The 14,694-nt window shown below is 69.0% G+C and carries 8 protein-coding genes; 5 read left to right on the forward strand and 3 right to left on the reverse strand.

Features of this window, described 5'->3' with window-relative positions; translation table 11 throughout:
- Window positions 1-79: 79 nt before the first annotated feature.
- Both ACFXN1_RS00980 and ACFXN1_RS00985 read left to right on the forward strand, forming a co-directional pair.
- Window positions 80-1,273 carry an NAD-dependent epimerase/dehydratase family protein gene (locus ACFXN1_RS00980; protein ID WP_379435730.1) on the forward strand — a complete coding sequence of 398 codons (1,194 nt, stop codon included), beginning with the start codon at window positions 80-82 and terminating at the stop codon, window positions 1,271-1,273.
- Window positions 1,274-1,297: 24 nt separating this feature from the next.
- On the forward strand, window positions 1,298-1,861 hold the full coding sequence (locus ACFXN1_RS00985; protein WP_379435707.1) for an NADPH-dependent FMN reductase: 564 nt from the start codon (window positions 1,298-1,300) through the stop codon (window positions 1,859-1,861).
- Here the strand turns inward: ACFXN1_RS00985 and eccE are convergent.
- Window positions 1,858-3,501 (reverse strand): type VII secretion protein EccE, encoded by a 1,644-nt coding sequence (gene eccE / locus ACFXN1_RS00990; RefSeq protein ID WP_379435705.1) that lies wholly within the window; start codon window positions 3,499-3,501, stop codon window positions 1,858-1,860. The genes ACFXN1_RS00985 and eccE overlap by 4 nt on opposite strands.
- A gap of 130 nt (window positions 3,502-3,631) precedes the next feature.
- On the opposite strand from eccE, the gene eccB reads away from it, so the two are divergent.
- Window positions 3,632-5,119: a type VII secretion protein EccB gene (eccB, locus tag ACFXN1_RS00995; protein WP_379435704.1), complete on the forward strand. Its 1,488-nt coding sequence runs from the start codon at window positions 3,632-3,634 to the stop codon at window positions 5,117-5,119.
- Window positions 5,120-5,142: 23 nt separating this feature from the next.
- Here the strand turns inward: eccB and mycP are convergent, their stop codons facing one another.
- The gene (gene mycP, locus ACFXN1_RS01000; RefSeq protein WP_379435702.1) at window positions 5,143-6,612 is read right to left on the reverse strand and encodes a type VII secretion-associated serine protease mycosin; all 1,470 of its coding nucleotides are present in this window, start codon (window positions 6,610-6,612) and stop codon (window positions 5,143-5,145) included.
- 12 nt (window positions 6,613-6,624) lie between these two features.
- A complete protein-coding gene (gene eccD, locus ACFXN1_RS01005; protein ID WP_379435701.1) occupies window positions 6,625-8,085 on the reverse strand; it encodes a type VII secretion integral membrane protein EccD in 1,461 nt (486 codons plus the stop codon).
- Between the two features lie 79 nt (window positions 8,086-8,164).
- Here eccD and eccCa point away from each other — a divergent pair, with 79 nt between their 5' ends.
- Both eccCa and ACFXN1_RS01015 read left to right on the forward strand, forming a co-directional pair.
- The gene (gene eccCa / locus ACFXN1_RS01010) at window positions 8,165-12,220 is read left to right on the forward strand and encodes a type VII secretion protein EccCa (protein WP_379435699.1); all 4,056 of its coding nucleotides are present in this window, start codon (window positions 8,165-8,167) and stop codon (window positions 12,218-12,220) included.
- Window positions 12,221-12,342: 122 nt separating this feature from the next.
- Window positions 12,343-14,592: a protein kinase gene (locus ACFXN1_RS01015; RefSeq protein WP_379435698.1), complete on the forward strand. Its 2,250-nt coding sequence runs from the start codon at window positions 12,343-12,345 to the stop codon at window positions 14,590-14,592.
- Window positions 14,593-14,694 lie beyond the last annotated feature (102 nt).

The raw sequence follows: 14,694 nt of genomic DNA on the forward strand, positions 1-14,694 counted from the left end.
CGCGACGTTGTCCAGCGGACCTGAGCGTCGGAGGCCGGTCGAATAGGCTGGAACCATGAATGCGGGCGGTCCCGACCCCGTGCGCGTGTTGCTGACCGGTGCGGCCGGTTACTTGGGCTCCCATGTGCACCGCGCTCTGCTGGCGGCCGGTCACGAGGTCGTCGCGATCGACGCGTTGCTCGAGAGCGTGCACGGTGCGAATGCCGCTGGCCCCGAGGATGTTTCCCGCCTCGATGTCCGTGATCAGGACGCGCTCGAACCCCTGCTCGCCGATATCGACGTGGTCTGCCACCTGGCGGCGGCCGTGCCGCTGCCGCAGCTGCGGGGCGCGATCGAGCTGGTGCCCGCCGACTCCTCGAATCTCGCGGCCTCGCAGGACCTTCCGCATCTGGGCCGCGTCTCGGTGGACAGGAAGCGTGGCCGTGACGATGCCGCCCGGGCCGGCGCGGCGCGGCCGGGCGCGGAGGGCATGCGCTGGGCTGCGTTCTACGGTGCGCACAATGACGTCGGCACGGCCGTCCTGCTGGCCGCCATGGAGCGGGCGGGGGTGCCGCGGCTGGTGCTCGGGTCCTCGGTGGCCGTGTACGGCGAGGGCCGGTATCGGGGCGTGCGCAGCGGACCGTTCTATCCGGGGCTGCGGCGGCGCGGTGACCTGGATCGGGGACTGTTCGATCATCGCGCGCCGCGGTCGGGGGAGGTGCTGACCTGGGAGCCGATGGGGGAGGACGCACCGCTGCGGCCCCGGAGCGCCTATGCGGCAAGCAAAGTCGCACAGGAGCACTACGCGCTGGCGTGGGTGGCCAATACCGGCGGGGATGCCGCGGTGCTGCGGTATCACCAGCTCTACGGCGAACCGGTGGCGGACGGCCGCAGGGTGCGGTCGGCGGAATCCGGTGTGGTGGCGCGTTTTAGGGCCGAATTGGTGGCGGGCCGCCCGCCGCAGGTGTTCGAAGACGGCGGTCAGGTGCGGGATTTCGTGCATGTGCGGGACGCGGCGGTGGCCACCGTTGCGGCCGTGGAACGCCGGCTGCCCGGTTTCGTGCCGTTGAATATCGCCTCGGGGCGGCCGCTCACGCTGTGGGAGGTGGCCTCGGCCATGGCCAAGGCAGTGGACGGGCCGACCCCGGTAGTGACGGGGCAGTGCCGCGTCACCGATATCCGCCATATCGTCGCGCATCCGGAAAGAGCCCGGCACGCGCTGGATTTCACCGCGCGGACCCAGCCCGCCAAGGGGTTGGCCGACTATGCCGCGCGCGGGATCGGGCGGCGCTGACGGCCCAGCCGATAGGCTCCCGGCATGGACACCCCGCTGCGGCTCGAGGTCATCATCGCCAGTGTGCGTCCCCAGCGGTTCGCGCCGGTGGTCGCGGACTGGTTCCTGCGCCGCGCCCGCGCCGACGCGGATTTCGAGGTGGGCGTCATCGACCTCCTCGACACCCCGCTACCGCTGAACCTCACGGATTCCCCGGAGGTGCAGGCGTTCCGGCAGCGGGTCGGGGCCGCGGATGCGTTCGTGGCCGTCACCTCCGAGTACAACCACGGCTACCCGGCCTCGCTGAAGACGGCCTTCGACAGCGTCAAGCGCGAATGGCGCGGCAAGCCCATCGGTTTCGTCAGCTATGGCGGTCTGTCGGGCGGGCTGCGCGCGGTCGAGCAGCTGCGGCAGGTGGTCGCCGAGATCCATATGGTCTCCATTCGCGAGACCGTGAGTTTCCATGAGGCCAAACGCAAGTTCGACGCCGAGGGCGAGACCCGGGACGGCGCGGCCATCGACGCCGCCGATCGCATGCTGCGCCAGCTCGCCTGGTGGGCGGCGGCGTTGCGCACCGCCCGCGCCGCGGATCCGTATCCGGGCAGCTAGCGCGCGAGCGCGACGGCGGCGCGGGGCTGTCCGATGTAGGTGGACTCGCGGGGGATGGAGACCAGGGTCAGGGGCACCTCGGTGGTTCCGGTGCGCAGGACGATCCGGTTGCCGGCGGCGGCGGGCTGGTGGATGGACAGGTCGGGTCTGGTGCCGGGCCAGCCGAGCGGGTCTCCGGTCAGGTAGATGGTGGTGACGCCGGCGTGGGGTGCGGGAGCCAGCACGCCGTCCACCAGGGTCGCGGTGAAATCGGCGTCGGACTGGTGGGTTTCTATGGCGACGGTGAGGCGGTCCGGATTGCCGATGGTGGTGACCAGCTGCTGCCAGGCCTGTGGGCGGTCGGTGCGGATGAGGATGCGTTCGCCGACGGCCAGGGCGCGGAAGACGATCTGCTGGGCGAGATAGAGCTCCCCGGCCAGATGGACGCTCGAAATACCCTGCCCGACAAGGCGTATGGCGACGCCGTTGCCGTCGTCGTCGGAGCCGAGCAGCTGGCCGCATCCGGCGGAGGGCAGCTGCAGGGCCCCGATGCCGACGATGTCGCGGATCTCGGTGGGCACGGTGTCGTCCAGGCCCGGTACGGCGAAGGGGAGATGCGCGAGCAGCCCCTCCCGGTGGCGGCCGTTCATGGAGATCATGTGCTGCTGCACCGGTTCCGCGGGCAGCTCCCGGGCGGTGAGCCGCCAGGCCGCGCCGATGCGCACCGTGTCGGCGCTGTGGCCCGGGCGCAGCCGCACGGCCACCGTGGTGCCGCGTGAGGCGGGCACCCACAGCTGGGCGAGCAGATCGGCGGCCAGCTGCCGGGGATCCACGGCCGCACCGATATTCACGCCGTTGCCGAGTTCGGCGTAGCGCCAGCGCTGGGTCAGCGCGCCCGGATCGACGCCCGCGGTGACCTGCAGAGCGGCCTGCCGGATCTCGGGCGCGGTGAGCAGCCGGGCCGAGCAGTCGGCGTCCTCGAGGGTGCGCATGATGCGCTGGGTGGCGATGGTGACCGCCCGGCACGCGCCGGTCAGCCCGCCGCCGCGCCGGGTAGCGGCCTCGGGACAGGCGATCGGGTCGAAAGCGATGGCCAGCCATACCGTGCGGTGCGCGGTGGCGGGCAGCGGGCCGAGCAGGGTGTCGTAGATCGCGCCCGCGGCTGTGCCCGAGCGGCTGCGGAAGCCGTGCGAGACGATGTCTATGCCGGACAGCAGAATGTCGTGCCGGCTCAGGCTTTTCGCGAGTTCCGGCAGTGGCAGCAGGTGGGTGGACTGCACGGTGCGGCGCCCGAGCCGGGTCAGTCCACCCCTGGGTGCGAGCACCTCGACGACCGCCACCACGCGGCTGCCGTCCCGGTAGAGCCCGAGCGAGCGCCCGTCGGGTGCGCGGAAATCGATGAGGTCGGCGGGCGGGTGGCCGCGCCGGGTGCGGAAGCGGCCGCCGGTGGCAATCCAGTCGGAAACGGTGCGTTTGCCAAGGGGTAACAGAAGAATCAGACCGACCACTATGCCGAGAGTGAGTGCGCCCCACCATGCCAGCCCGCACCGTATGCCGAGGACCAGAACGACCAGTCCGGCAACCTGGGCCCAGATCAGGTTCGCGAGGGAGATCCGGCCGAGCAAAGGCCGCGTCGCCGTCTCCCCGGATTCGATTGCCATCGTCGGTCCCCGGCTCCCCGATATCGGCCGCGCGCGCTGCCCGAGTGCGCCCGCGCGGCGGCCGAGTGCGAATGAATGTCCTTGTCAATGTACTGTGTTCGGCGAACGCACCGACTTGCCGGGGACTTGAATGCCTTCGAAACCCACGACCCGATGGCAGGTGAGCGGCTATCGCTTCCTGGTCCGTCGCATGGAGCACGCCCTGGTTCGCCGGGACGTGCGAATGCTGCACGATCCCATGCGTTCACAGTCGCGGGCCTACGCCGCCGGACTCATCCTCGCGTGTGTCGCACTGGCGGGTTGCGGAGTGTTGGCTCTGCTGCGGCCGCAGGACCGGATCGGGTCCAACAAGATCCTCATCGGCAAGGACTCCGGCGCGGTCTACGTGGTGCTCGGCAATGTGGTCCATCCGGCGCTGAACCTGGCCTCGGCGCGCCTGGTCGCCGGCGACGCGGTCAAGCCCGCGACCGTGCGGGAGTCCGAGCTGGCCGAGAAGCCGCGCGGGCAGCTGATCGGCATACCGGGCGCGCCGACCTCCTTGAACTTCACCGGCGGCGACGGTCGCAGCTGGACGGTGTGCGACGTGCTGTCCAATGACGGCAGCCGCTCTCTCACCACCTCGGTGCTGGCCGGCGATACGGGCCGGGCGGACAAGGCATCTCCCATGGCATCCGGCACGGCGCTGCTCGTGCAGGGCCGGGACCACACCTACCTGATCTACGACGATCGGCGCGCCCGGATCGATCTGGACGATCGGGCCGTGGTCGATGCCCTCGATCTGCGCGGCCGGACCCCGCGCCCGATCAGCGACGGCCTGCTGAACGCGATTCCCGAAGTGCCGCAGCTGGTTCCGCCGCGCATCGAGAATGCCGGCGCCGCACCGGATTACCCGCTCGGCGATCACCGGATCGGCGATGTGGTGCAGGTGCGGACCGACGGCAAGTACTACGTGGTGCTGCCCGACGGCCTGCAGCCGGTCTCGGTGCTGACCGCCGACATCATCCGGAATGCCTACCGCACCAGCGCCGCCGACGACTACATCGCGCAGGCCGACCGCACCGGCGCGCCGGTCTCCTCGGCCCTGCAGGTGTCGAAGTATCCGGACCGGGCCCCGGTCCTGGTGGACGGCAAGGATCAGCCCGTCGACTGCCTCTCGTGGAAGCCGGTTGGTTCCGCCGATACATCCGATGGCAGCAAGCACGCCGAGCTGGCCGTGCTCACCGGGCACGCGGTACCGATTCCCGACCGCGCCAGGCTGGTTCCGCTGGCACAGGCCGACGGCAGCGGCCCGAATGTGGACAGCTTCTATATGAATCCGGGCTCGGGGGCGTACGTGCAGTCCACCGGCATCGAGCCGGACAGCCGGCGCCACGACAGCCTGTTCTTCGTGTCCGACTATGGAGTGCGGTTCGGGATCAAGAATCTGGATTCCGCCGGGGCACTCGGCATGGACCCGGAGCGGGTGCGACCGGAACCGGTGCCGTGGCAGATTCTCGGATTGCTCGCTCCCGGACCGACTCTCAGCCGGGAAGCGGCCATGGTCGCCCACGACGGGGTTGCGGCCGATCCGAATCCCGCCAGGGAGCCGGTGAAAACCGCAGCGCCGAACGGGAACTGAGCTCAGGCGGCGGTCTCACCGAGTCAGGCGTCGGTGTCGCGCACGCCGAACCTGCGGCGCAGCGGGAACGAGGCCAGAAAGCCGAGCACCAGCAGCAGCGCGACAACGCCGGTGCCGATCAGGGCGACATTGCGCGGTGTGCGGTCGGGTGCGGGCGGCGGCGTGGGCAGGGCGAGCTGCCGATTCCGCGGTCCGGCGGGATGCTTGGGCGGCAGGCTGTTTCGCACCTGGGCGGTGAGCGCGGCCACGGGATCGACTGTGCCGTAGCCGATGGACGGATTCCAGCCCTCGCCCGGCGCGTGCGCGGTGGCCTCGATGCGCTCGATGACCTCGGCGGCGCGCATATCCGGGTAGCGGGCCCGCACCAGCGCGGCCACGCCCGAGACCTGCGGTGCGGCGAAACTCGTTCCGCTGTAGGGGACGACCTGTCCCTGATTGGTTACCTTGGCCGTGGTGAGCCCGGTGTTGCGGGGGTCCAGCGAGACGATGCTCTCGCCCGGCGCGGCCACCCCCACCCACGGCCCGGGGACGGTGAACTTCGACGGCTGACCGAAGGCGTCCACCGAGCCGACCGACAGCACATAGGCGTCCCACCAGGCCGGCACCACATACGACGTGACGTGATCCCACGGATCGTCGGCAGGGTGCAGCGGATCCAGGCCCGGATTGCTCGCCTTGCAGGTATCGGTATTGCCCGCCGAAGCCACGATGACCACGTCCTTCTCGACGGCCGCGTACTGCACCGCCGCGCCCAGCGCGCCCATTTCCGCGCTGGCGGGCTCGGTGGTCGGGCAGGCGACCAGGGAGATATTGACGACCCGCGCGCCCGCGTCGGCGGCCCGGCGCACCGCCGCGGCGAGCGCGGAGATCTTGCCGTAGCCGTCGGGCATATCGTCGGGGCCCTTCTCCCGGCCCGCGCCCTTGGTTTGGTACAGCGCGCTGGTCTGGCGGATGGTCATGATCCGCGCTTCGGGCGCGACCCCGGCGAAGCCCTGGCCGCCGACCTCGGAAGCGGCGATCAGGCCCGCCACGATGGTGCCGTGGGCGTCGCAGTCCTCGGTGCCGTCGCCGCCCGCGGCCACATAGTCGCCGCCGGGAATCAGGCCGGGCAGCCGCGGGTGCGGGGACACCCCGGTATCGATGACTGCCACCAATTGCCCTGCGCCACGCGAGAATTGCCACGCATCCGGGAGGTCGAGGGTGCGCTGGGTGGGCGGAATGGTCGGCCCGCCACCGCCCGCCTGGGTGCTGGAGCACGGCGAGTTCGCGGGGTGTTCGGTCTCGGTCGGCGGCACGGCCGGACCGCCGGGAGGCAGCAGGCCCGCGCCGATGGGCGGCGGCCGGTCCGCGAACGCGACACCTTGCCCGGCTCCCGTCCCGACTGCCGTACCGAGCGCCAGTACCGCCGAGGCCGCCGCGACCCGCAATCCCCGCACGCCGGGAGCCGCGGCGTGATCGCGGGAACCGTTGGCGTTCAGTACTTTATCCGGCATGGCCGACGACAATCACAGTCCGCGTACGAGGGCGTAGAGATCGGCCACCCAGAAGGCCAGCGGCACCACGGCTGCCACGAAGCCGTATTCGAGCAGTTCCACCGCCCGCCGCGCGGGCGGGGTCGCCTGCCGGCGGGGCACGATGATGCCCAGGACCAGCGCCGCGGTGAAAAGCGCCAGTGCCACACCGAAAATCGTGAGTGGCTGTCGCTGGGTGAGGGCCGCGCCGAGGAGCACCAGCAGCACGATGGTGGTGCCGCCCGCGATCAGGACCACGGCTTGTTCCGCGCCCGCATAGGTGCGGCTGCGGAACATCAGCACCACGGCGCACACCAGCGCGAGGGCCAAGCCCGGCCAGTACGGGGTGCCGGCGCTCGGATCCACGGCGGCGACCGCCCCGGCCACCACCACCGTGGTGGTCGCCGCGACCAATCCGGCCAGATAGTCGCGCGCCCGTTCGGATTTCGCGCGCAAGACCTCCATGGTGGGCAGGGCGCGATGGTCGTCGGGGTCGTCCTCGGTGGGGTCGATCGGGGTGCCGGGTGCGGGGACGGGCGGCAGCGGCAGCTCGGCCAGTAGCATGGAAAGCCTTGGAGCCAGGGACAATCCGGCCAGACCCAGCGCCGCCGCGCCGGCGCCGATGGCGTGCACGGGCAGATCTGTCAGCAGGCCCGCCAGCGTCGCGGGGATGGCGAAGACCGCCAGCGCCGCCACGCCGATGAACAGGCCCAGCCCCACGCCGCTCGCCCGCCAGGCCAGCATCGCGGTGGCCCCGGCCAGGACCGCGCCCAGTAACGCGTTGGCCCAGTCGTAGTGGCTCGGCACGAACAGCATGCCCGCGCTGAAGGCGGTGGGCAGTGCGCAGCCGCCCAGCACCAGCGCGCTCGCGCGGTCGCGGTACATGCGGCTGAGCACCGTGCTCGCGGTGACCAGCAGCAGGGTGACGACGGTGGCCACGATCGCGCTCACCCAGCCGGGAAAGGCGGCGGGCGCGGCCAGCAGGCCGAGGCAGCCGGTCAGCATGATGACCACCGCCAGCGCCGATCCGGTCAGCCGGGCCGTGCATGGCGTCCAGCCGCGGAAGTGGTCGGCGTCGGCGATGGCGACGTTGTCCATGATGTCGTCGAAAAGCGGTGTGGGCGCGATGTGTTCGGCGCTCTCCAGCATGAGCAGTTCCCCGTCGCGCACGCCCTGCTCGGTCAGGCTCAGGGAATTGGAGAAGGGTGGCTGCCCGACGCGGGCCAGCACCCACTCGTGCGGTTCGAACGGTTCGCCGTCGTGGTCGAAGTCATTGACGCGATTGTGCTGATCGACCATGTCGACCACGCTCGGGATGACCAGTGCCACCGGCACATCGACGGGAATGGCCATGTCGACCTGAGTGTGCTTGGCCAGAATGGTGACTCGCGCCAGATCGGGCGCGCGGACCGTGCCGCGGAGTTCCTCGAGGTGATCGGTCCGCGACTGCGCCACGCCCGCACTGTACGGCATGATGGTTGCCGTTCGTACACTGAGCCGCAATTCAATTCGAATTCGTGGGGGACTTTCCGCGATGAGCACCGTACGGTTCCAGCGCCGGCCGCGCCGGGTGATGCCCCGCTCACCCGGCGGCGAGGTGACCCTGCAACCGCCGCCGGAGATTCCGCGGACGGTTCCCGCCAATCTCTTCACCAAGCTCATGCCGGTGGTGATGGGCGTGGGCATGCTCGGAATGGTCGCGCTCATGATCACCTCCGGGAGTGGTCTCGCCGCCAATCCGATGAGCCTGATGTTCCCGATGATGATGGTGTTCTCCATGGTCGGGATGCATGCGGGGCAGGGCGGCAAGGGGCAGAAGGCGGCCGAGGCCGACGAGGATCGCAAGGACTATCTGCGCTATCTCGACCAGGTCCGCCGGGATGTGGAGGAGACGGCCGGGCAGCAGCGGGCGGCCGTGGAGTGGAGTCATCCGGAGCCCGGGCTGATCTGGATGCTGGCGGGGACCACGCGGATGTGGGAGCGCCGGCCGGGGGACAAGGATTTCTGTCACGCCCGCATCGGGATTGGTAGCCAAAGACTTGCTACGAGACTGGTCGCCCCGGAAACTGGGCCCGTCGAGGAGCTCGAACCCATTGCCGCGGTCTCGCTGCGGCGCTTCGTGCGCACCCACTCCACCGTGCCCGATCTGCCCACCGCCCTCGCCGTCAAGGGCTTCGCCGCCGTCCAGCTCACCGGCGACCGCGCCCAGGCTCGCGACATGTCCCGCGCCATGCTGTTGCAGCTGGCCATGTTCCAGGGCCCCGACCAGGCGTTGATCGCCGTGGTCTGCGGACCGGACACCGTCCGCGAATGGGAATGGACCAAGTGGCTGCCCCACACCCAGCACCCCGAATCCGAGGACGGCGTCGGCAGCGGGCGCATGGTGTACGGCTCCATCCGTGAGGCGCACGCCGATCTGAATCCCCTGCTGCACAACCGGGTTCGGTACTCCCGCAATCAGCCGCCCAATCCGAACCTGACCCAGATCGTGCTGGTGGTGGACGGCGGACTACTCGAAGCCGAGGAAGATCCCCTGCGGGAGCACGGTTTCGAGGGCGTGACGGTCATCGACCTGTGCGGGTACGCGCCGCGGCTGGCCGGCTCCCGGGGCATTCAGATGGTGGTCGAGAACGGCGAGTGCGCCGGACGCGGAGCCTCCGGAGCGATGGAGCGCTTCGCCGTCGTCGACCGCATCACCGCTCGCGAAGCCGAGCGGGCCGCGCGCCGGCTCGCGCCGTATCGGGCCGCCGTCGCGCGCACCGCCGAGACCAGCGGCGAGGAGGGTGAGGTCATCTCGAGCTGGTCGCAGCTGCTGGGCCTGGGCGATATCGGCGCCTTCACCCCCGAGACGGCGTGGAAGCCGCGCTACGGCCGGGCGCGGCTGCGGGTGCCCTTCGGTGTCGGGGCCGACGGGCTGCCGGTGGTGCTCGACATCAAGGAGGCGGCCGAGGGCGGCATGGGGCCGCACGGGCTGTGCATCGGCGCTACCGGGTCGGGTAAGTCGGAATTCCTTCGGACGCTGGTGCTTTCGCTCATCGCCACGCACTCGCCGGATCAGCTGAACTTCGTGCTGGTGGACTTCAAGGGCGGCGCGACCTTCCTCGGACTGGAGGGGGTGGCGCATGTCGCGGCCATCATCACCAATCTGGAGGAGGAGGCCGATCTGGTCGACCGGATGCGCGACGCGCTCGCCGGCGAGATGAACCGCCGCCAGGAACTGCTGCGCGCGGCGGGCAATTTCGCCAATGTCTCCGAGTACGAGAAGGCGCGGGCGTCGGGCGCGGATCTGGATCCGCTGCCCGCACTGTTCGTGGTGCTCGACGAGTTCTCCGAATTGCTCTCGCAACATCCGGATTTCGCGGAACTGTTCACCATGATCGGCCGGCTGGGCCGCTCGCTGCATGTGCATCTGCTGCTGGCTTCACAGCGGCTGGAGGAAGGGCGGCTCAAGGGGCTGGAAAGTCACCTGTCCTACCGGATCGGCCTGAAGACGTTCTCCGCCAATGAATCCCGGCAGGTGCTGGGCGTGCCCGATGCCTACAACCTGCCCAATAATCCCGGCGGCGGCTACCTGAAATCCGATTCCGGGGAGATTCAGCGGTTCCAGTCCGCCTATGTCTCCGGACCCTATGCCGGCGGCGGGTCACGGCGCGATGCCGCGGTGGCCACCCGGTCCGGCGACGTCGATGTGACCGCACGCCCGTTCACCGCGGGTCGCGTGGACTTCCGTGCCGCCGACCGGATTCCGCTGCCCGACCCGCCGGAACCGATGGCGGCCCCCGCCGACGCGGATCAGATCTCCAACCTGCAGATGCTGGTGTCGCGGGTGCGCGGGCACGGTCGTCCGGCCCACGAGATCTGGCTGCCGCCGCTCGGCGCGGCGTCCACGCTGGATCAGCTGCTGCCGCGCTCGATCCTCACCGGGGACTGGAATCCCATTGCGGCCCTGCGCGCCCCGATCGGCATCGTCGACCGGCCCTACGATCAGCGCCGCGACCCCATGGTGGTGGACCTGTCCGGGTCGCGCGGCAATGCGGCGATCGTCGGCGGTCCGCAGTCGGGGAAGTCGACCGCGCTGCGCGCGCTGGTCATGGCGATGTCCTTGACACACACCGCCGAACAGGTGCAGTTCTACCTTCTGGACTTCGGTGGCGGCACCATGATCGGCCTGGAGGGACTACCGCACGTGGGTGCGGTCGCCAGCCGCATGGAAGCGGACAGGGTGCGGCGCACCGTGGCCGAGATGGTGGGCATCGTGCGCCGCCGCGAGGCCACCTTCCGGCGGCTCGGCGTGGAGTCCATGGCCGATTTCCGGCGGTTGCGCGCCGACCCGGGGGCCGGTGATCGCGCCACCGGCCAGGGAACCGGTCCCACCGCCGCGGGCGTGCACGAGGATCCGTTCGGCGACGTGTTCCTGGTCATCGACGGGTACGGCGCGTTCCGGCAGGAGTTCGAACTGCTGGATCAGGCCGTCGTGAACCTTGCGGTGCAGGGACTTTCGTACGGCGTGCACGTGGTGATGTCGCTGAACCGCTGGGCCGAGGCGCGGCCCGCGCTCAAGGATCAGATCGGCACCCGCGTCGAACTGCGGCTCGGCGACCCCATGGACTCCGACCTGGGGCGCAAGTTCGCGGCGCTGGTGCCCATGGGCCGCCCGGGCCGCGGCATGACCGCCGACGGGCTGCACATGCTGACCGCGCTGCCGCGCGTGGACGGCGAACCGGATCCGGTGTCGCTGGGAACCGGTGTGGCGCAAGCGGTTTCCAGCATCGCGCAGTTCACCCCGGGACGTCGGGCACCGGCGGTGCGCATGCTGCCCGACCGGCTGCCGCGCGCGGAACTGCTGCGGCTGGCAGGGGACTGGCCCGCCGAGGTGGATAACACCCAGCCGTGCCTGCGCTTTCCGCTCGGCATCGATGAATCCGGGCTGGCCCCGGTGTATCTGGATCTGGCGGCGAGCCGGCATTTCGTCGTCATCGGTGATTCCGAGTGCGGCAAGACCACCCTGCTGTGCGCGCTGGTGCAGTCCATCTGCGCGTCCAATACCACCGATCAGGCGCGCATCATCATGGGCGACTACCGCCGGACCATGCTCGGCACCGTGCCACCGGGCTATCTCGCCGGCTACGGCACCACCGCCCCGCAGTTCACCCAGAACATGGCCGACCTGGCCGCGTACGTCACCCAGCGCATGCCCGGCCCCGAGGTGACCCCGCAGCAGCTGAAGGACCGGACCTGGTGGCGCGGCCCGGAACTCTACGTCGTCGTCGACGACTACGACCTGGTCGCCACTGCCGGCGGCAACCCGCTGCACGCCCTGGTCGACCACCTGGCCCACGCCCGCGACCTCGGCTTCCACCTGATCCTGGCCCGCCGCTCCGGCGGCGCGGGCCGGGCCATGTACGAGGCAACCTTCAACCGCCTCGAGGAACTCGACTCCGCATCCCTGATCATGAGCTGCAGCCGCGACGAGGGCACCCTCTTCGGCAACACCCGCCCCGCCCTCATGCCCCCGGGCCGAGGCACCTACGGCACCCGCGCAAGCGAGGACCTGATCCAAACCGCCTGGCTGCCCGCGGCCGATCTGTGACTGCGAGCTGCCCGAGACGCCCACCTACACGCCTCGCTCTCGACCACGGGCGTCGTCGTTTGATAACTTGAATTGGTTACTCGTTGAACACGAGGTGGTTCCATCGCTATGGTCCGCACAACGTGGTGAACGTCGGCTGCGACAGTCCGGAAAACCCCGCACTGTTGATAGCGGGGGCCATCGACCGGTTTGCTTCCGCGTGGAGGGATCGGGGTTCGCCGCCGGATCCACACGCATTCCTCGCGGAGAGCGGCGGGTATCGTCGAATTCTGCTGATCGAACTCATCAAAGTCGACCTCGACTACCGTTGGGTCCACTACAGATTTCCGAAACGGTTGGCCGACTACCAAGCCGAGTATCCCGAGCTGAATACGGCTCCGTTGCCACCCGATCTCGTTTACGAGGAGATTCACGCTCGCCTCAAAGGCGGCGACGCACCGGATCCGGACGAGTACAGTGCAAACCCCTCTTTGCAGGCGACTCGACAGACGCCGAATCTCGCGGAACCCGATTACCGCAGCACTCTGATCGTGCAACCAGGCATTCTCGACGCGCTCGAGGAATTCGAATCGGGCGGCCGAATTGACGATTTCGACTTGCTGATGAGATTGGGCAGCGGCGCGTTTGCCCGCGTTTTCCTCGCGAGGCAGCGGTCTTTGCAGCGGTTCGTGGCCGTGAAAATCTCACGCAACCACGGCAGGGAGCCGGAAACCCTGGCCCAGCTCGACCACGACTACATCGTCCGGGTATTCGATCAACGAATCCTCCACGACGGTGCCCTGAAACTCATGTACATGCAGTTCCTGCCGGGAGGCACGCTTCTCGACGTGCTGCGCCACATAGAGGCCACGAAGCCCGAGCAGCGGAGCGGTCGACTATTGCTGGAGGCAATCGACGGCACGCTAGCGCGTCGAGGCATCGTCGAGCCGGCGGAATCCGCGCTCCGGCGTGAGATAGCAGAACTGAGTTGGCCGGACACCGTTGCATGGCTCGGGGTTCGACTGGCAAGCGCGATCGACTACGCACACCGCTGCGGCATTCTCCATCGCGACCTGAAGCCCGCGAACATACTGTTGACCGCCGAGGGCATCCCCAAGCTTGCGGACTTCAACATCAGCTTCAGCCGGCACATTGCGGGAGCCAGCCCTCTCGCCTATTTCGGAGGCTCGTTGGACTATATGTCCCCCGAGCAGCTGCAGGCATGTCATCCCGACATGTCGACGACTCCTGCCGACATCGACACCCGCAGCGATCTGTATTCGCTTGCGGTCGTGTTGTTCGAACTGCTGACCGGTCGTCGACCATGCAGTGACCCACCCGACGCCGGGCTCTCGGCGACATCTCTGGAGCAGATGATCGCGGTTCGCAAACGTGCCATCACCGGCGAGGTCCTGGCGGGCATCCCCTCGGATTGCCCGGCCGTACTGCGCCACACGCTGCTGCGGTGCCTTTCACCACGACCGGGCGATCGCTATCCCTCCGGAGCCGGACTCGCGCGTCAGCTCGAGCTCTGCCTCGATCCACGCGCCCGCGACCTGGTCGATCCGCCATCAGGCACGTGGCGCTCCAGGCTCGCCCCTTGGGTCCTGATCGCGCCGGTCGTGTTGTTCGTAGCCGGCGACGCGATGGGCATGCTGTACGACTTCTTCCACAACTCGCCGATTCTCAACAAGTACCTGTCATCGACGCAGTGGGACTACCTGCGAAACGTTGTCTGGATGATCATCCTGGTAGTCATGCCGCCCGCAACTGGCCTGTATCTGTTCACATGTCGGTACGCGATCCGAGTTCCGCACGGGCTGCGCCGGGGTAGGCAGTACGACTGTGCGACCATCGTTCGCGCGAGAGTGGACCTGCTTCGGCTCGGCGACCGAGTCGCCCTCATGACTCTGGGCGGCTGGGTACTCGGAGCCGTTGTCGCGACCGTCGCCGTCGCCGGGCTTTCAACACTGCGGCCATCATTGATCGCGCATCTGGTTTTCGCGAACATCCTCGGCGGTCTGGTGGCCGTCAGCTACACCTTCCTGTTCCTGACCTTCTACCTGGTCAGGTGTGTTTATCCGCCGCTCCTGCTGCGCAGCGACATCACAGCCGCCGACGTGCACCAGCTCCGCGCCCTCTCCCGCCGTTGCCCGAGCTACCTCGCGATCGCGCTTTCGATCCCGCTCCTGAGCGTCTTCTTCGGGTTGACCTTTGTCGATTCGGCTGATGCGGTGGCTGTTATCGGTCCGATTCGGTGGTTGAGTGTGGGTGCGGTGCTCGGCTCATTGGGTTCGTACCTGCTCTTCCGTCGGTTGGAGGGCGACTTGTCTGCACTCACCCGAGTGGTAGTACGTCTCTGGTTCGACAGTTCTGATCGCCATAACAATTAGTCGGCTCAAAGGTCCTGCGGGGCAAGTCCTTTCAGTTTTCAGAACCCAGCGTGACAATGCGTTCGGATGGCACACGGTTCAACCCGGCAGTCGGCCCGTTGC

The sequence above is a fragment of the Nocardia sp. NPDC059154 genome, from assembly GCF_042755705.1.
Lineage (GTDB): Bacteria > Actinomycetota > Actinomycetes > Mycobacteriales > Mycobacteriaceae > Nocardia.

Excerpts from the sequence above, each read along its gene's own strand:
- ACFXN1_RS00985 (WP_379435707.1), top strand. The coding sequence starts at position 1,298 with ATGGACACCCCGCTGCGGCTCGAGGTCATCATCGCCAGTGTGCGTCCC.
- eccE (WP_379435705.1), bottom strand. The coding sequence starts at position 3,501 with ATGGCAATCGAATCCGGGGAGACGGCGACGCGGCCTTTGCTCGGCCGG.
- eccB (WP_379435704.1), top strand. The coding sequence starts at position 3,632 with ATGCCTTCGAAACCCACGACCCGATGGCAGGTGAGCGGCTATCGCTTC.
- mycP (WP_379435702.1), bottom strand. The coding sequence starts at position 6,612 with ATGCCGGATAAAGTACTGAACGCCAACGGTTCCCGCGATCACGCCGCG.
- eccCa (WP_379435699.1), top strand. The coding sequence starts at position 8,165 with ATGAGCACCGTACGGTTCCAGCGCCGGCCGCGCCGGGTGATGCCCCGC.